General features: G+C 62.9%; 16 protein-coding genes. 11 read left to right on the plus strand and 5 right to left on the minus strand.

The window, feature by feature from the left end:
* Positions 1–64: 64 nt before the first annotated feature.
* Together ACIQH5_RS16455 and ACIQH5_RS16460 are read right to left on the minus strand one after the other, a co-directional pair.
* The gene (locus tag ACIQH5_RS16455) at positions 65–988 is read right to left on the minus strand and encodes an oxygenase MpaB family protein (protein ID WP_400405301.1); all 924 of its coding nucleotides are present in this window, start codon (positions 986–988) and stop codon (positions 65–67) included.
* 45 nt (positions 989–1,033) lie between these two features.
* On the minus strand, positions 1,034–2,476 hold the full coding sequence (locus ACIQH5_RS16460) for an MFS transporter (protein ID WP_400405303.1): 1,443 nt from the start codon (positions 2,474–2,476) through the stop codon (positions 1,034–1,036).
* A 97-nt stretch (positions 2,477–2,573) separates the two neighbouring features.
* Between ACIQH5_RS16460 and ACIQH5_RS16465 the strand changes: the two genes are divergently transcribed.
* From ACIQH5_RS16465 to ACIQH5_RS16480, 4 genes are all read left to right on the plus strand, one after another.
* A complete protein-coding gene (locus ACIQH5_RS16465) occupies positions 2,574–2,969 on the plus strand; it encodes a MarR family winged helix-turn-helix transcriptional regulator (protein ID WP_400405306.1) in 396 nt (131 codons plus the stop codon).
* A 155-nt stretch (positions 2,970–3,124) separates the two neighbouring features.
* Positions 3,125–4,708 carry a M23 family metallopeptidase gene (locus ACIQH5_RS16470; protein ID WP_400405308.1) on the plus strand — a complete coding sequence of 528 codons (1,584 nt, stop codon included), beginning with the start codon at positions 3,125–3,127 and terminating at the stop codon, positions 4,706–4,708.
* A gap of 77 nt (positions 4,709–4,785) precedes the next feature.
* The gene (locus tag ACIQH5_RS16475) at positions 4,786–5,277 is read left to right on the plus strand and encodes a glutathione peroxidase (RefSeq protein ID WP_400405310.1); all 492 of its coding nucleotides are present in this window, start codon (positions 4,786–4,788) and stop codon (positions 5,275–5,277) included.
* A gap of 132 nt (positions 5,278–5,409) precedes the next feature.
* The gene (locus ACIQH5_RS16480) at positions 5,410–6,393 is read left to right on the plus strand and encodes a phosphodiesterase (protein WP_400405312.1); all 984 of its coding nucleotides are present in this window, start codon (positions 5,410–5,412) and stop codon (positions 6,391–6,393) included.
* Here ACIQH5_RS16480 and ACIQH5_RS16485 read toward each other — a convergent pair.
* Together ACIQH5_RS16485 and ACIQH5_RS16490 are read right to left on the minus strand one after the other, a co-directional pair.
* The gene (locus ACIQH5_RS16485) at positions 6,371–7,960 is read right to left on the minus strand and encodes a stealth family protein (protein WP_400405345.1); all 1,590 of its coding nucleotides are present in this window, start codon (positions 7,958–7,960) and stop codon (positions 6,371–6,373) included. The genes ACIQH5_RS16480 and ACIQH5_RS16485 overlap by 23 nt on opposite strands.
* Before the next feature lie 73 nt (positions 7,961–8,033).
* Positions 8,034–8,954, minus strand: coding sequence for a hypothetical protein (locus ACIQH5_RS16490; protein WP_400405315.1), 921 nt, complete (start codon positions 8,952–8,954; stop codon positions 8,034–8,036).
* A gap of 145 nt (positions 8,955–9,099) precedes the next feature.
* Here ACIQH5_RS16490 and ACIQH5_RS16495 point away from each other — a divergent pair, with 145 nt between their 5' ends.
* Both ACIQH5_RS16495 and ACIQH5_RS16500 read left to right on the plus strand, forming a co-directional pair.
* The gene (locus ACIQH5_RS16495; protein ID WP_062069994.1) at positions 9,100–9,399 is read left to right on the plus strand and encodes a type II toxin-antitoxin system VapB family antitoxin; all 300 of its coding nucleotides are present in this window, start codon (positions 9,100–9,102) and stop codon (positions 9,397–9,399) included.
* Positions 9,392–10,069 carry a LytR C-terminal domain-containing protein gene (locus tag ACIQH5_RS16500; protein WP_400405318.1) on the plus strand — a complete coding sequence of 226 codons (678 nt, stop codon included), beginning with the start codon at positions 9,392–9,394 and terminating at the stop codon, positions 10,067–10,069. The genes ACIQH5_RS16495 and ACIQH5_RS16500 overlap by 8 nt, the downstream gene beginning before the upstream one ends.
* Here ACIQH5_RS16500 and ACIQH5_RS16505 read toward each other — a convergent pair whose 3' ends face one another.
* On the minus strand, positions 10,070–10,774 hold the full coding sequence (locus ACIQH5_RS16505; RefSeq protein ID WP_400405321.1) for a TetR/AcrR family transcriptional regulator: 705 nt from the start codon (positions 10,772–10,774) through the stop codon (positions 10,070–10,072).
* A gap of 161 nt (positions 10,775–10,935) precedes the next feature.
* On the opposite strand from ACIQH5_RS16505, the gene ACIQH5_RS16510 reads away from it, so the two are divergent.
* From ACIQH5_RS16510 to ACIQH5_RS16530, 5 genes are all read left to right on the plus strand, one after another.
* On the plus strand, positions 10,936–11,937 hold the full coding sequence (locus tag ACIQH5_RS16510; protein WP_400405324.1) for a LacI family DNA-binding transcriptional regulator: 1,002 nt from the start codon (positions 10,936–10,938) through the stop codon (positions 11,935–11,937).
* A gap of 185 nt (positions 11,938–12,122) precedes the next feature.
* Positions 12,123–13,457, plus strand: a complete 1,335-nt coding sequence (locus tag ACIQH5_RS16515; RefSeq protein WP_400405327.1) for an extracellular solute-binding protein — start codon at positions 12,123–12,125, stop codon at positions 13,455–13,457.
* Positions 13,458–13,493: 36 nt separating this feature from the next.
* Complete coding sequence (locus ACIQH5_RS16520) at positions 13,494–14,414, plus strand: carbohydrate ABC transporter permease (RefSeq protein ID WP_400405330.1); 921 nt, start codon at positions 13,494–13,496, stop codon at positions 14,412–14,414.
* 2 nt (positions 14,415–14,416) lie between these two features.
* Entirely contained in the window at positions 14,417–15,319 is a 903-nt protein-coding gene (locus ACIQH5_RS16525) for a carbohydrate ABC transporter permease (RefSeq protein ID WP_400405332.1), read from the plus strand.
* Positions 15,320–15,367: 48 nt separating this feature from the next.
* Entirely contained in the window at positions 15,368–16,906 is a 1,539-nt protein-coding gene (locus ACIQH5_RS16530; protein WP_400405335.1) for an alpha-N-arabinofuranosidase, read from the plus strand.
* Positions 16,907–17,043 lie beyond the last annotated feature (137 nt).

Genomic DNA, 17,043 nt, shown 5'->3' on the forward strand with positions numbered 1-17,043 from the left:
GCGAAAAGGTTGAAAGCCAACCCCTCGACGAGACTCACTTGCGCGGAGGGGTTGGCTTTCGGCTTTAAGCCTCCGCGTAGCCCAGCCTTTGCAACCGCTGCCGGGCGGCTTGCTCACTTGGCCCGTGGGACCCCAGGGCAAACCGGACCATGCCCAGCACTGCCCGGGCGGCGGTGATGACGGGCAAGGGAACCGGACCCACCGCGGGGCGGCGGATGCCGAGCATCTCGCGGTACTTGGGTTCAAGGCTCGCGACGGCGGCCGCGAACAGGATGCTGTAACCGGGCTTCAGGAGCGGGCTCAGGGGCGGGTATCGGATAAAGGACACCGTCTCGGCAAGCCGCTCGTCGGCCCGGAGAATTCCGGAGGCGTACCACTGCTCGAGTTCGTCACGGACCTGGGCCTCGGTGAGCGGCGGGTCGACAACTCCCATGAGTCGTCCGGCCGCCGCCCACTCGCGAACGTAGGCATCGGGACCGCCGGGGATGGGTCTGCCCCAGATGCGGTTGGCTGTGATGAAGGAATCCGCGTAGGTGACGTGGACCCAGCGGAGGAGTTCGGGATCGTTGGCGGCGTACTCCCGCACCACTCCGTTGCCGGCCACGTAGGACCCGCGGACGCGCTCGTGGATTTTGCGGACACGGGACGTCGCAGCTTCGGCGGCCTCCGTGGAACCATACGTCACCGTGAAGATCCACCGGACCGTGTTGGCCAGACGGCCAAGCGGGTCCTTCTGGAAGCCGGAGTGCTCGTACACGCCGGCCAGCGCGCCGGGATGGAGGGCCTGCATCAGCAGCACCCTGATCCCGGCCACGATGGTGGCAACATGCCCGTGCACCGCCCAGACTGCCGAGCCCGGAAGGTGATAACCGGCGTCGTTCCCCTCGGCGAGGCGCGGCACCCACTCCGGAGGCGTGCCCGACGTTCCTGTGAACGTGCGCTGCAGCTCGTGCCTGTACTCCGTGAGGTAATTCCTCATAGATCCCATGAGACCTCGCTTTGGCTCCCCTGTACAGGGGAGCCAAAGCTGGGGCTAGCTCCGGACGCGGCGCCGTTTCGGTGCGGCGGCCACCAGCAGCGCGGCGATGGCGACGGCGGCACTCAGGATCAGGCCCGGACGGTACTGTTCCAGCATGGCTTGGGCGCTGACGGTTCCGGCGGCCTGACCGTGTCCGCTGACCAGGGCCGTGGTGACCGCCAGGACCAGGGCTGCTCCCACCTGGGTGCTGGTCTGGATCAAACCGGCAGCCAGACCTTGTTCCGAGTCCTTGATCCCGGCAGTCGCCTGGACGTTGATGGACGGGAAGGCCAGCGCAAAACCGATGCCCAGCAGGACCACCGACGGCATGATGTCCAGGACGTAATTGGGCGTGGTGCCCACCCGGAGGAACAGGACGTACCCCAGGCCAAGTGCCGTGAGCCCGGTCAGAATCAGCTGCGTGGCGCCGAACTTCTCAATGAGGCGGTCTGCAAACGGTGCGCTGGTAGCCACCAACAGACCTGCCGGCAGCAGCGCCAACGCCATCCCCAGCGGCGTCCAGCCCAGCACCGACTGCAGGTACATGGTGACGATGAACTGGAAACTGAGGTAGGAGCCGAACAGCCCCACCGCGCTGAGGTTGGCCCTGGCCACCCAGCCTTCCTTGAGGATGCTGAAACGGATCAGGGGGTGCTTGACCTTGTTCTCGATCACCGCGAAGGCAGCCAGCACGGCGATGGATACTGCGAATCCGGCGATTGTTGCCACAGATCCCCAGCCCTGTTCCGGTGCTGAAACCAAGGTGTACACGAGGCCAAGCATGCCCAGTGCGAGCGTCACGGCTCCCCAAAGATCGTGCCCGCTGTTCTCCGCCGATGGCTTGTCCTTGGGGATGAACTTCATGCCCAGAAGGACAACAACGACGGCGATGGGCACCGAGACGAGGAACGTCCAACGCCAGCTCAGGCTGGTCATCAGGCCGCCCACCACCAGGCCCAGCGAGAAGCCGCTGGCGCCGAACGTGGTGAAGATGGACAACGCCTTGTTGCGCTCGCGGCCTTCGGCGAAGTTGGTGGTGATGATGGAGAAGCCGGTGGGCGCGGTGAACGCGGCGGCCAGGCCCTTGATGAACCGCGTGGCGATCAGGATGGCGGGGTCGTCAACCAGCCCGCCGAGCAAGGACGCCGCGGCAAACACGGTCAAAGCGATAAGGAAGATTCGACGGCGGCCCAACAGGTCCGCAAGGCGGCCACCAAGGAGCAGGAGGCTCCCGTAGCCGAGGACGTAGGCGGAGACGATCCACTGCAGGGAGTCGGTTCCGAGGTTGAGTTCCTGTCCGATGGAAGGCAATGCAACACCGACCATGGAGACGTCCAGTCCGTCCAAAGCCAGGACGGTGCACACAACCATGAGCAGCAGCCACTGGGCCCGCGTCCAGCGGACGGCTGATACCAAAGGCGGCTCCGTTGAGGTTTTGAGGGTGGTGGGTGATGTCATGGATTCGAATGTACATGACGCGTCATTCAATGACAAGGAATATTATGCGTCATCTTATGACGTGGATTCTAACGCCGTCATGAACTAGAATCAGTGCATGGCAACGACGCGTGACCGTCTACTGCACGACCGCCAATTGGTGGAGCAGTGGCGCAGCATCCAGAACTCCTACTTCCGCACCGCCGGAGCGATCGACCGCGCCCTCGAAGCCAAGTTCGACATTGGCCTCAACGAATTCGAAATCCTGGACCTCGTGGCTGACAGCGAAGAGTCTGCGTGCCGGATGAAGGCCCTGGGGGAGCGCACCCCCATGACCCAGAGTGCAGTGTCCAAGGTGGTGGACCGGCTCGAAAAAGCAGGTCTGGTGTCCCGCCAAACCTGCGTGGACGATCGCCGATCCCTCTTCCTGGAACTCACTGAGGCGGGCCGCGCCCTCCACGCCAATGCCGCCGTCGAACACCGTGCGCTGCTCAAGGAAAACCTGGGCTCCTAGCCCCCTGAAACAAAGCTCAAGATTCTTGAGCCAAAACTGAGCCAACCTTTCGGGAGAAGGCACCCGGGAAGCCTTTATTTCTCCCGTGATACCCGCAACAATGGTGCTTGCACGCCAGGCTGGGGTTTGGTGCCGCTGGCTTTGGGGAGTGTTTTGTGGGCAAGCATCATGAATCAGACCGGGCAGTACAACTGATCCGCACTGTAGGCTTCCATCGCGTTCTGATCGCCGGAAGCCTCGCCGTCCTGGCTTTCTTCGCTTTTGGCTTCCAACCCTTGAATGCTGTCTCCAGCAGTTCCGTGGGCGGAGCACTGGCGCAGGGCGTAGTGGAACCGACTGCCCTGGGCGCCTTGGTGCCGCCGGAAGCCGAAACCCTGGTCATCGACCCCACTCTGGAACCACCCCAGCAAGTCGCCGGCACGCCCATGGTCTACTTCGACCGCGCCATGGTTCGCACTGTCAGCAAAGACGGCTCCACAGGACTGACGGTTGCCTCAGCAGGCATGTCCCGCCCGCCGGCTGGAGCTCTGTACGCACCGCTTGAAGTTCTCAACCCGAGTTCCCCCTATGGGTACCGTTACAGCCCCTTGACGGGCCTGGCCGGAGAATTCCACTGGGGTCAGGACTACGCAGCCGCCTGCGGCACCCGCGTGTACGCCGCCGACGCCGGTGTGGTGCGGGCCGTCGGCTGGCACGTGTGGGGTGGTGGCAACCGGGTTGAAATCGAGCACGGCAACGGCTTGGTCACCACCTACAACCACCTCCAGGCAATCGGCGTCACCCAAGGCCAATCGGTGCGGGTGGGCGAAGTCATTGCAGAGGTTGGGACCACCGGCTGGTCCACGGGCTGCCACCTCCACTTTGAGACGATCGTGAACGGCCTGCACACCAACCCCAACGGCTGGACCTACCTGGCCATGCGGCAGGTCGACGCCCTGCAGACCATCGCCATGGTGAACTACCAGCCCGGAGTCGGCAACGGTTCTTCGGCAACGCCGCAGTGGGCTGTGCCGGTGGCCGACGGGACCACCCGGGCCGTCATCGGTGGCGAGGACGAACACGACGCGCCGCTTCCCGTTCCGCCCGCAGCTCCTTCCGGCACTACTCCGTCCGGTTCTACTCCCTCCGGGACCAACCCGCCGAGCAGCACTGGTGGCACCCAGACCACCCCGCCTGCCACCACGACGCCGGTTCAGACCACGACGCCATCGCCGTCCCCGACGGCTACTGCGACGGCCACCCCGACGGCGACGGCTACTCCGACACCGACGCCAACCCCGACCACCACAGCAACGCCAACACCGACTGAGACCACCACCGTCCCGCCCGCGTTGACTACGGCCCCGCTGGCGCCGACGCTGCAATCGGCTCTGGTTCCGCCGGCAGCCCCCGCTGTGGAGACTCCTGTGGCGCCGGCGGTGGAACCCGCTCCTGTTGCACCTGCTCCTGTTGCACCTGCTCCTGTTGCACCTGCGGTTGTGGCGCCGGCAGTTGTGGAACCGGCACCGGTGGTTGTAGCACCAGTCCCTGTTGCGCCGGGGCCGGTAGTTACCCAGGCCGTTGTTCCAGTAGCTCCCGCTCCTCCCGTGGCTCCGGCACCCTCACCAGCTGCAGTCCTCCCGACGTCGCTGCCGGCAGTAGTCCTTCCGCCCGGATACATCCTGATCGCCCCGGACCTGGTCCAGCGGCCTGATGGTGTGCTTGTGCCGCTCTCCTCGCTCGTCCTTCCGGCGCCCTAGGTTTCACTACCCAAGCCAGCTCCCGTAAGCTCGACTGCGGCAATCCCGCCAGACGACGTCGTCAGGAAGCGAATCCCATGACCAGCCTGTACAGCATTCCCCTCACCTTCAACGATGGCACCGAAGCGGACTTCGGGCGGTTCGAGGGCAAAGCGGTCCTGGTGGTAAACGTCGCTTCCGAATGTGGCTTCACGCGCCAGTACGCAGGCTTGGAGGAGCTGTACGGCAAGTACCGTGGCCAAGGCCTGGAAATCCTGGGAGTGCCCTGCAACCAGTTCGGCGGGCAGGAGCCCGGCGCGGACCACGAGATTGCAGAATTCTGCGAGCGGAACTTCGGTGTTTCCTTCCCGTTGACCAGCAAAGCCAACGTCCTGGGCAAGGAGCAGCACCCACTCTTCGCGGAGCTGACACAGGACGCTGAGGGGCAGCCCGTCAAAGTGAAGTGGAACTTCGAGAAGTTCGTCATCAACCGTGAGGGAGAACTTGTTGCCCGGTTCCCATCCGCGGTGGAGCCTGACTCCGAAGACCTGATAGAAGCATTGGAAGAAGCACTGGCGCAAAGCCACTGAATCAGAAAGGGAAAAGTAATTTTCCAACATTCCGCCGGATGTTGGCCTGTTGTTGGCTTGTTGTCTGGTTGGATTGGCACTACTGGAATGACACGGGAGAAGCCGTCTCCCACCAAACGCTAAGGCGAAGCTATGGAGCTCATCGAGGCCGAATACCCCAAACCAGGTCATGTGCTTTTGCACCTGAGCGATCTTCACCTGGTGGGTGGTCCGGGCACACTCCACGGCTCGGTTGACAGCGCAGCCAGGCTCAATGAGATCTGCGAACAAATCATCGCCTCAAGGATCAAGCCAGAGGCCATCATTTTCACCGGAGATCTGGCGGACAAAGGCGAGCTGGAAGCTTACGAGCGTCTCCGCGAGATGATCGAACCCCTGTGTGCGTCGCTGGGTGCCAAGGCCATTTGGGCCATGGGCAACCATGACAACCGTGCAAACTTCCGCTCGGCTTTTGCTGACGCCTCTGCGGCCAGCAAGCCACAGGACCCCGTGGACCGCAGCTACTTCGTCAACGGACTCCGGATTATCACCCTGGACACCACAGTCCCCGGACACCACTACGGTGAACTGTCAGAATCACAACTGGAATGGTTGGCCGATGAACTGGCCACCCCGGCCCCGGACGGCACCATCCTGGCCCTCCACCACCCGCCCGTTCCGTGCGTGCAGGACCTCGCCGTCCTGGTGGAGCTGCGCGGCCAAGCCGCACTGGCCGCCGTCGTGCGTAATACTGACGTCCGCGCCATCCTGGGCGGTCACCTGCATTACTCGACGACGGCGAGCTTCGCCGGCATCCCCGTATCGGTCGCCTCAGCTACGTGTTACACCCAGGATTTGGCGGTGCGCGCCGGCGGACAGCGCGGGCGTGACGGAGCGCAGTCGTACAACATGATCCATGTTTACGAGCACACCATGGTGCATTCGGTGGTGCCGATGTCCGGTGGCGTCACCGTGGGTGAGCCCGTGGACGCGGCCGAGGTTCAGCGGCGGCTGGCCGAAGCCGGCATCCGCATTCCGCACGAGTCCCGTGTGGGGGCCCACACCTCGCCCGGCACCCACACCTCTTCGCTTCCGCTTGTTTCGCCCGGATCTTTTACTTCTCCCAAGGCGCCTTAACGGGGAAGTACTTCTCCAGGAAGTCGGTCACGAGGTCTGCGCGCTCGTTTGCCTCGACCTCGGGGAAGCTGCCGTCATTGAGGCAGAAGAAATCCATGTGGCGCTTTGCCAGGAGCTTGGGCAGATAGTGCAGCCCGGCCCACATGGTTGAGTCCACATACCTGACCTTGGCGCTGGTCTGCGTGACCGCGCGGCCGGTGAGCAGTGCGTAGTAGTGGTAGAACGAGTTGGTCACGGAGATGTTGTCCGCGGCCCGGAACCGGCTGCCGGCGGTCTTGGCGAATTCGGCCGGGAATTCCTTCTCCATCTGCGCCACCACGCTGCGGCGAAGGGGTGCGGCGGTGTGCTCAAGGTGCCGGGTGGTGATCCGTCCGAAGCGCTCCCACAGCAGCTTGCGGTTCACGCGGGCCGCGTTCTCAAAACCGCTGCGTTCGGCGTCGTTCTCGCCCAGGCCGATTCGGGTGTCGGCCTCAATGAACTTGGTGATGCCACCGGGCGTGAAGAACATGTCCGGCCCCACAGGGCGCCCAAAGAACATGTCGTCGTTGGAGTACAGGAAGTGCTCCGAGAGGTCCTTGATGTGGTGCAGCTGGCACTCAACGGCCTGTGAATTGTGGGTGGGCAGCACGGAGGTGTCAGCAAAGAACTCCTCGCTCCGGACGATGGTTACCGACGGGTGGTCGGCCAACCATTCGGGCGCGGGGGAATCGGTGGCGATGAAGATCCGCCGGACCCACGGGGCGAACATGTGCACGGATCGGAGCGCGTACTTCAGCTCGTTGATCTGCCGGAAGCGGGCCTCGTGGTCGTCGCCTTCGCCAAGGACAGTTTCTGCCTGCTGGGCGCGTCGCCTGGCGATGTACTCGGGGTCGCTGCCATCCACCCACGAGAAAACGATGTCGATGTCGAAATCGATGTCGCTGGCATGATCGGCGAACATGTTCTCGATGGTGGGCCATGACAGGCCGTGCCGTTGAACCGTGCCGCGCACCGCGTCCTGACGCAACATGGTGCGGCGGGTCAAGGAATTCTCCACCGGGAGTTCCAGATGATCGCCCTCGAACCTCCACAGCTCAAGCTGCACACCCAAAGCCGGGCCGTACCAGAGGCCGCCGCCGATCTCGACGCGCGGACGGTACAAGCGGAAGATCCGGGCCTTCCGGTTTGCCGACAGCTCGCCGTCCGCCACCAGCACCGAAGTCTTCTTCTTGGCGTCCACCGTCATGGAGTAGAAGGGCTCGTTCCGGAATGCCGACACCAGGGCCTCCCGGACATCCTTGCGGGACTCCCAGTCAACGGCAACAACGGGCCGCTCATCATTTCCGCGCACCAGGATGAAATCGATACCCGCAGCGTCCAAAGCGGCCCGGACGGCCAGGAGATCGGACACCATGGCCTGTTGCGGGGTCAGGTCATCGTTAACCAGGGCGTACCGCCCGCGGTGACGGACGACGTCGGACCTGTGCCTAAGATGCGCGACGACGGCAGGCGAGATCGCCTCAGCAATCGTGTCCTCTTCGACGGACGGGCTGCCGTGGTAAATCGGATCGACCTGTGCTTGCGTGATGGCTGTATCTCCGGGATCGTTGGGGTGCGTTGCTCTAAAACTCTAAGACTCTAAAACTCTGTTGCGCTGGAACCTAGATTGAAAGGGCGTCGCGCCAGCTGCGGAGGAATGCGCCGCCGGCGTCGTCGTGGATCACGTCATCGGCCAATTCAAGGTCGGCTGCCGTCAAGATGATGTAAGGCTTCACCGGTACGCCATCTGCCGGCCGGACGTCCACGTGCTTCACCTGGTGATCGTTGTGGTGAAGCCAGTCTGCCATGGCGTAGTCCGTACGGGAATCACCCACAGTCCGCCAGGCGAGCGGGGTGATGCCTTGGGCTGCCAGGAGTTCAACGGCCCGGCTGGCGCCAAGGTCCTTGCCCAGGCGCACGGATTCGATGTCCGTGGAGATGATGGTGGGGTCCAGGCGGTAATCGGCGGTGTCATCGGACTCCGGTGCGTGATGATCCAGGATGGCGGCGTTGAGACCGTGGCGTCCCATGATCGCCAGGGCATCGGCGTCGAAGAGTTTCTGCTCGCCCAGGTAATCCTCGCTGGCCACGTCCACATGCTGCTCCACGGAAACCATGGCGCGCTTGGTCTCATCGAAGAACATGTGTGCGGAGTAATCCTCGGCAACAAGCCGGCGGATATCGTCCCCGTAGGCTTTTGGCACGGCGAGCTCGTGGTCCACATGGATGGGTCCCGGGCCTTCGGCTGTGTAGCTGAACCAGACAGCGCCCTTCTCGCAAATAGCGTGAATCACGGTGTCTGCGGGCATGCCTGCCGCAATCATGGGCTCCATGACCTGCTCGCTGATGAACGCATCCGAGCGGCCCGTATTGAAGATGACCGGGATGCCGGCCGATGCCAAGGCCACCAGGTCCGCAATGATGTCCGGCTTGACGTCGCGCGTCACAGGGCTGGCGATGGGACCATCGACGTCCAGCAGCAGCGCCAGCGCGGGCGTGGCGCGGGCAGCGGTCCGGTGAGTACCTTGGAGCGGTTGAGTCATGACCCCATTCTGTCAGCCCCGGTGCTTCCCAACACAGCTATGACGTCTGTGACGCCGTGCGAAGGTTAGTCACCTTTTGGCTACAACATGCTTGTGCCGCGGGTCACAAGTTCCGTTAGCGCAGCATCTTCCATAGGCTTGCAGGGTGATCTTCAAAGCTGTGGGCGAGGGACGCCCGTACCCTGACCATGGATACTCTGCGCCGCGGGACTGGGCTGCCCTGCCCCCGCGCCCTGTCCGCCTCGATGAACTCGTTACCACCAAACGGACCCTGGATTTGGAGGCACTGTTGGCTGAGGACTCAACCTTCTTCGGTGATTTGTTCCCGCACGTAGTCCAGTATCAAGGGGTCCTGTACCTCGAGGACGGACTTCACCGGGCCGTCCGCACGGCACTCCACCAGAGGACAGCCATTCACGCACGTGTATTGGTGATCGATGGCTAGCAAGAGCAGGCGTCCCAAAGATGTGACGCAGCTCCACGGACACCGGGTGGTCACCGGCCCCGAGCTTCGGGCAACCTTCGCCGAGGACGAGCAAGCGCACAAAGGCCGCTTCCGGCGGAGGCTGTTCCATGGAATCGTCCTTGTCCTGCTGGTGGGCGTCATAGCTGCCGGTGCCGTGGGTGCCTGGGCGATTATGAATGGCGTGGTCAAGGTTCCCAGCGCAATCGCCAGCAAAGCTCCAACAAGCCTGTGCCCCGCCACCACGTTCGACTACGTACCGAACGAGGCCGTGACGCTCAACGTCTTCAACGCCACCTCACGTGGAGGGTTGGCCGGTACGGTAGCAGACCAGTTCACAGCCCGTGGCTACAAAGTGGCCTCGGTGGACAACAGCGATACCGCCTATTCGGGCATTGGCGTGGTGGTCTCAGGCGTCAAAGGCCAGGCCGCGGCGTTCAACATCCAACGGAACCTTGCCGGAACGGACTACTTCGAGGACAACCGCGAGGACGAATCCGTGGACGTCATCCTGACGCCGGGTTTCGAAGGCTTGGTGGAACCACAACTGGTGGACCAGACACCGGGAACACTGCAGTGCCCGCGGGAGGATCTGCGGATTGCGGATAACTCCAAATGGCCCATCATTCCGACGCTTCCTGCAGGGCAGTAGTTAGCCAGCCAGCGCGTCGTGGGCCGGCTCTTCCAACCGCAAAGGCCGGCCGTCGTCGTCGAACCTGGCACCAGCGCCCAGCTGAATGAAGCGCACCGTTTGCGCCGTGTGGCGCTCGACGGCTGAGTGATGCTCGACGTCGGAGGACGGCGACGGCGGGGGAGTCCCGCCGTCGGGCGTTCGGTTGCGGCGCGCGGCGCTGGCTGAGAGCGTTCCGAGAATGAGCCGCGCCAACTGCGCGACGTCGACGTCCGGCAGGTAGCCCTGGTGGACGCCGTCCTGGAGGATGTCCTGAAGCAGGACGTTGAGGTCGCCCACATGGTCGGCGAGCTTGGCGAAGGACCCCGGGGAGAGAACGGCTGCCATGGCCGGGCCCGGGGGCAGGTGGCGTCGGCTGAGATCTTCCACCTGGGCGCGGACGTAGAGGGCCAGGCGGTCCACCGGGTTTTCCAGGGCGGCCAGCGAATCGCGGAGGTCAACAATGAAGCGCTCGGTCTCATCCAAGGCATACGCGATGAGCAGTTGCTCCATGTCCGCGTAGTAGTTGTAGACCGCGGTCCGTCCCACGCCGGCGTGGCGGGCGACGTCCGTCATGGTGAGGCCGGGTAGACCGTGGGTGAAGAGGAGCTCTCCAAAAGCGGTCAGAATCCGACGTTGGGTCTCGGCGCGTTGGGCAGCATTCGTGGCGGCCGTGATCCTTGGCATACAGACACTTTACCGCGATCTGTCACCAAGTATCGCGAGTTTCTGTACAGCTGACGCCCTTAAGTGGGGTCTGTGAGGGCGTGATGTGGACTAAAACTCGCGTAGCATCAAGGAAAACCGGTCATCCGCAGGGCCGGTCAACACTGCAGCTAGGGGGCGTCTTGCGCGCAACGGTCAAAGACGTAGCGCGCCGTGCCGGGGTCTCGCCCAAAACGGTTTCCAATGTGATGAACGGCGTTGTGCCGGTAGCTGCGCCTACGCGGCTCAGGGTTGAGCAGGCCATGGCGGAACTGGACTACGTCCCTAACCTCTCGGCGCGCGGTCTACGGAACGGGCGATCAGGGGTTATTGGATTGGCACTGCCTGACCTGGCTACTCCTTTCTCTGCAGAGCTTGCCCAGAGCATTGTGGAGGTAGCCCACGCGCAGGGTTTCAGTGTGCAGATTGAAGAAACCGGCTCTGACCCGCACCGTGAGCACGAGTTGATGACGCGCGCGCGGGCCAACTTGATCGACGGACTGATTCTCAACCCCGTGGTGCTCAAGGAGAGTGCCGTTCAGGTGGGTGTCGCGCTGCCCCCGGTGGTTCTCCTGGGCGAAGTCACACAGCAACTGGCGGACCGCGTCTTCGTGGACAGCTTCGCCGCGGCGCGGGACATGACGCTTGCTTTGGCCAGGCCCGGACGCCGACGAATCGCCGTTTTGGGCGTCAACCGGGGAAGGCAATCTGCCACGGCCATCCAGCGGACAGGCGGCTATGAGGCTGCCCTCCAGGAGCTTGGAATCGCCAAGGACGAGTCGTTGCTGATTTCCTGCGACAGTTGGACGCCCGCTTCGGCGGCGGCGTCACTGGGGGAGTATTTGGACGCCAACCCTTTGCCCGAGGCACTGTTTTGTTTTACCGACTCCATGGCCCTTGGCGCCTTGAACACGCTGTGGAAAAGGGGTGTGCGGGTTCCGGACGACATCGCTGTGGCGGGCTTCGACGACGTCATTGACGGACGCTATGCGGTGCCTTCCCTCACCACGGTGTCCTTCGACAAACGGGCTATTGCCACCGAAGCCCTTCGACTCCTGACGGAACGTATGTCCGATCGCTCGCATGAGCAACGACTGGTTGAAGTCGCCTATTCCATTGTGGAGCGGGACAGCAGCAAGGCCTGAAACGAGAGCCGTCCACTAAATTGTGTGCGCTAACAATTTTCTCTTGCCCTGCCTATTACATCGATGTAATGTGAGACCTGCGTCACCCCCGGGCCAACCTTTACCCGAGAGCGGGGACGCGCCGGAGCCGGATTTTGAGCAACACAGCAGTGACCTTTCAGCGGACCCATCCAAAGGAGTGACGGGTGAAGCAGTTTGAATCTTTGACCGGGAAACAGTTGTCCCGGAGACAGTTAATGACAGGATCAGCCCTCCTTGGAGGAGGACTCCTGGCCGCAGGCCTCACCGGCTGCGGAGGCGCCGCGCAGGCAGCCTCCGTGCAGGATATTGATTTTTGGCACCTCCTGTCCGGCGGCGATGGCATCAAGATGCAGGCCATGATCAACGCAGCCAACCAGGCCAACCCCGGATTCAAGGTGCACCCCACGGTGCTCGCCTGGGGCCCGCCGTACTACACCAAGCTGGCCATGGCATCGGCGGGAGGACGCCCGCCCGAGGTGGCCATCATGCACGCCAGCCGGGTCCCCGGGTACGCGCCGGGAGGGCTCATCGAGCCGTGGGACCTTGATTTGCTGGCGGAAAACGGAGTCACCGCTGCGGACTTTGCCCCCAGGATCTGGGAGAAGAGCCAGCACAACGGCAAGGTTTTCTCCATCGCACTGGACTCGCACCCGTTCGTTATGTTCTACAACACGGACATCGCAGGAAAAGCGGGCGTATTGGCTGCCAACGGTCAGCTCCAGGACGTCAGCTCGCCGGAAGAGTTCAAAGCCATGGCCTTGGAAATGCAGAAGGTCACCAAGGCCCACGGACTCTCCTTCGGGTACCTCGGCAGCGGTTCACAAATGTGGCGCCTGTTCTACACCCTGTACAAGCAGCACGGTGTTGACATGGAACTGACGCCGGGACAGCCCATGAAGGTGGACCGGGAAGCAGCCATTGAGTCGCTGGAGTTCATGGCCTCACTCTTTGATGACACCATCGCCGCCCAGGCCGGGGATATCAGTACGGGCATCGCGGAGTTTGCCCGCGGCGGATCGGGCATGCTGTTCAGCGGCGTGTGGGAACTGCCCACCATGAAGAAGGCCGGAATCCCCGTTGATGCGGCCACCATTCCCACGCTCTACGGGACACCCGCCTCCTATGCGGACTCTCACTCCTTTGTCCTCCCGCGCCAACTGACGCTGAACGAGGACAAACGCAGGGACGTCTACAAGTTCGTCACCGATGTCCTCAAAGGATCGTTGTCCTGGGCTGAGGCAGGACACATCCCCGGATACCAGCCCGTGGTCCAGTCACAGGCCTACCGCGACCTCACGCCCCAGATTCATTACGCCAACGCGGCGGACATCATCGCCTACGATCCCGAATCCTGGTTCAGCGGTTCGGGCTCGGACTGGCAAACCTACTTCGCGGAGAACGTCCAGAACGTCCTCTTGGGACGGGACAAGGCAGCTGCAGGATGGGATGCCTTCGAACAACGCACCAACACCCTCCTCTCCCGTCCCAACCCGGTCTAACCGGCCCTTGTACCGAGCGACCAAAGGAGTTCTTGAATGAGTACCTCTACGCTGTCCCGGCCCAGGCCGGAGACTCTCCGCAAAAGCACCAGCCGCACCCGCAGTAACCTGAGCGGCTGGGGATTCGCCGCCCCGTTCCTTGTCTTCTTCCTTGTTTTCCTGGTGTGGCCCATTGTTTATGGGTTCTACATGAGCCTCACGGGCAAGTCCCTCACCGGCGCAAACGACAGCCTGATCGGCTTCGCGAACTATGCCGAAGCCCTGGCCGACGCCGATATGTGGCGTTCCCTGGGCAACACCCTCTACTTCACGGTGATCAGCACGGTCCCGCTGGTCCTCGTCGCGTTGGTCATGGCCGCGCTGCTCAATATCGGGCTGCCGGCCCAGTGGCTGTGGCGCCTGTCCTACTTTGCGCCGTACTTGCTGGCCTCCACGGTGGTTTCCTTGTTCTTCACCTGGATGTACAACCCTCAGCTTGGCCTGATCAATGAGTTCCTGACAGGAATCGGCCTCCCCAGGGTCGCCTGGCTCAATGATCCCAACGTGGCCATGTGGGCGATCGTCATCGCCACGCTCTGGTGGACCGTGGGCTTCAACTTCCTGCTCTACCTGGCCGCGATGCAGAACATTCCGGCCCAGCACTATGAGGCGGCATCTCTCGATGGCGCTGGCGCCTGGCGGCAGTTCTTCTCCATCACCCTGCCGCAGCTCACCCCCACCACCGTCATGATCGTGCTGCTGCAGATCCTGGCGTCCTTGAAGATCTTCGATCAGGTGTACCAGATGACCGCAGGTGGCCCCGGTGGATCCACCCGGCCCGTGGTCCAGTACATCTTTGAAACCGGGTTCACCGGTTACCGGCTGGGTTACTCGGCAGCCATCTCCTACATCTTCTTCGGACTGATCGTGGTCATCTCGGTCATGCAGTTCGTCATCACCCGCCGCAGGAGTGCATAACCATGGCAATCCCTACCTTGACCCGTCCCGCACCACATGCCACCACAGCAGATAGCCTCAAGATCCGCCAACCGCGCAAGAAGCTGACGGTCGGCAGGATCGCAGCCATCGTCGTCGCTGCCTTCATCGCTGTGCTCTGGCTGATCCCGTTCGCCTGGGCCACGGCCACCGCCTTCAAGACCGAGACGGATGCCGCGGCTCCGGACGTCACCTGGCTGCCGCCGTCGGGCTTCACACCGGAAGCGTTCGTCAAAGTGTTCCAGGACGGCAACATCCCGCTCTGGACGTGGAACTCGCTCTACACCTCGGCAGCCATCACGGCCATCACGCTGGTGATTTCGGCACTGGTTGCGTACGCGCTCTCCAGGATCGACTTCAAGGGCAAGAAGGTGCTGATGACGGTGATCATCGCGTCCATCATCATCCCGCCGCCCGTGCTGATCATTCCGCTGTTCTACCAAATGCTGGCGCTGAACCTGATCGATACCTCGTGGGCCATCATCCTGCCGCAGGTCATCCACCCGGCCATGGTGTTCGTGCTGAAGAAGTTCTTCGACCAGATCCCGCGTGAACTCGAGGAAGCCGCCGTGATGGACGGTGCCAGCCGCTTGCGGATCTTCACCCAAATCATCCTGCCGTTGTCCCGGCCCATCCTGGCCGCCGTCGCGATCTTCGTGTTCATCGGTGCGTGGAACAACTTCCTCTGGCCGTTCATCGCCACCAACGATGGCAACCTGCTGACACTCCCGGTCGGATTGCAGACCATCAAGAGCGCCTACGGCATCCAGTACGCGCAGAACATGGCGTCCGCCCTGCTTGCGGCACTGCCGCTGATTGTCGTCTTCCTGTTCTTCCAGCGCCAGATCATCAAAGGCGTGGCGACGACGGGACTCGCCGGAACCTGACCGGCACCAAATTTCAACAACAGTTTCGATACACAACCAAGGAGATACATGTCCCGCGCACGCATCACCCTCGACCGCGACTTCACCATTGGCGAGGTACCCCGACGACTCTTCGGCTCCTTCGTGGAGCATATGGGCCGCTGTGTTTACACCGGCATCTACGAACCCGGGCACCCGGAGGCCGACGAGAACGGTTTCCGGCGGGACGTCATGAAGCTCGTCAAAGAACTCGGCGCCACCGTGATCCGGTACCCCGGCGGCAACTTCGTCTCCGGCTACAACTGGGAAGACGGGATTGGCCCCGTGGAAGACCGGCCGCGCCGCTTGGACGGGGCCTGGCACACCGTGGAGACCAATGCCTTTGGCCTGCACGAGTTTGTGGACTGGTCCAAGCAGGCCGGCACGGAAATCATGGAGGCCATCAACCTGGGCACCAGGGGAGTGGACGCTGCCCGCGAGATCGTGGAGTACGCCAACCACCCCGGCGGAACCTACCTTTCAGACCTCCGCGCCAAGAACGGCCACAAGGACCCGTTCAACATCAAGCTTTGGTGCCTGGGCAACGAGCTGGACGGGCCGTGGCAGATCGGCCACAAAACCGCCGACGAATACGGACGCCTGGCACAGGAAGCCGCCAAGGCCATGCGGTTCGTTGACCCCACGCTGGAATTGGTGGCCTGCGGCAGTTCCAGCTCCTCGATGCCGACGTTCGGCGCGTGGGAGCAGACCGTCCTCACCCACACCTACGACGAAGTGGACTACGTATCCCTCCACGCCTACTACCAGGAGCACGACGGCGACGTCGGCAGCTTCCTGGCGTCCGCCGTCGACACCGACTACTTCATCGAGTCAGTGATCGCCACCGCGGATGCCGTCCGGGCCAAGGGCAAGCACAAGAAGCACATCAACCTGTCCTTCGACGAGTGGAACGTTTGGTACCAGCGCGGCCTGGACACCGAGGACCAGCCGCACAACGTGGCCAAGGCCGGATGGCGCGAGCACCCCCGCGTGATCGAGGACAAGTACAACGTCACCGATGCCGTGGTGGTGGGGACGCTGCTCAACTCGCTGCTCCGCCACGGTGACCGAGTGAAAATCGCCAACCAGGCGCAGCTGGTCAACGTCATTGCGCCCATCTTGTCGGAGGAGAACGGCCCGGCGTGGAAGCAGACCATTTTCCACCCGTTCGCGCGCATGGCCGAACTCGCCAAGGGCCAGATCCTGCGGCTCTCGGTGGACTCAGACAAGTACTCGAATAGCCGCTTTGGAGACACCGACTTGGTGGACGTCAGCGCAACCTGGAATGAAGAAACAGGCCGGGTGGCACTGTTCTTCGCCAACCGCGGGCTGGAAGAAGCCGCCGACGTCGAGGTTGCCTTGCGTGGTTTCGACGCCCGCCAAGTGCTCCGCGCCGAAGTCCTGGAGATCCCCGAGGGTGGCGACCGTTTGACCATCAACACCCAGGAACAGCCGGGCCGCGTTGGCCTGACTGCTCTGGAAGGTGTGAAGGCCACTGGCTCCGAACTGCGCCTGACGCTGCCCGCATTGTCCTGGGCCGTCGTCGAGCTTGACGTGGTGAAGGGCTAACCCGCGTACCCAACTGAGTAGCAGATCAGGCCGTTCTGAGCAGGCGGTTTCTAGCGGTTATCGCAACAGGAAGGTTCTGATCATCTCATTGGGGGTGCAGAAGTCGAATCGTTGGCGGGGTCTGTCGTTGAGTTCGT

The sequence above is a fragment of the Paenarthrobacter sp. NPDC091711 genome, from assembly GCF_044756605.1.
GTDB lineage: Bacteria > Actinomycetota > Actinomycetes > Actinomycetales > Micrococcaceae > Arthrobacter.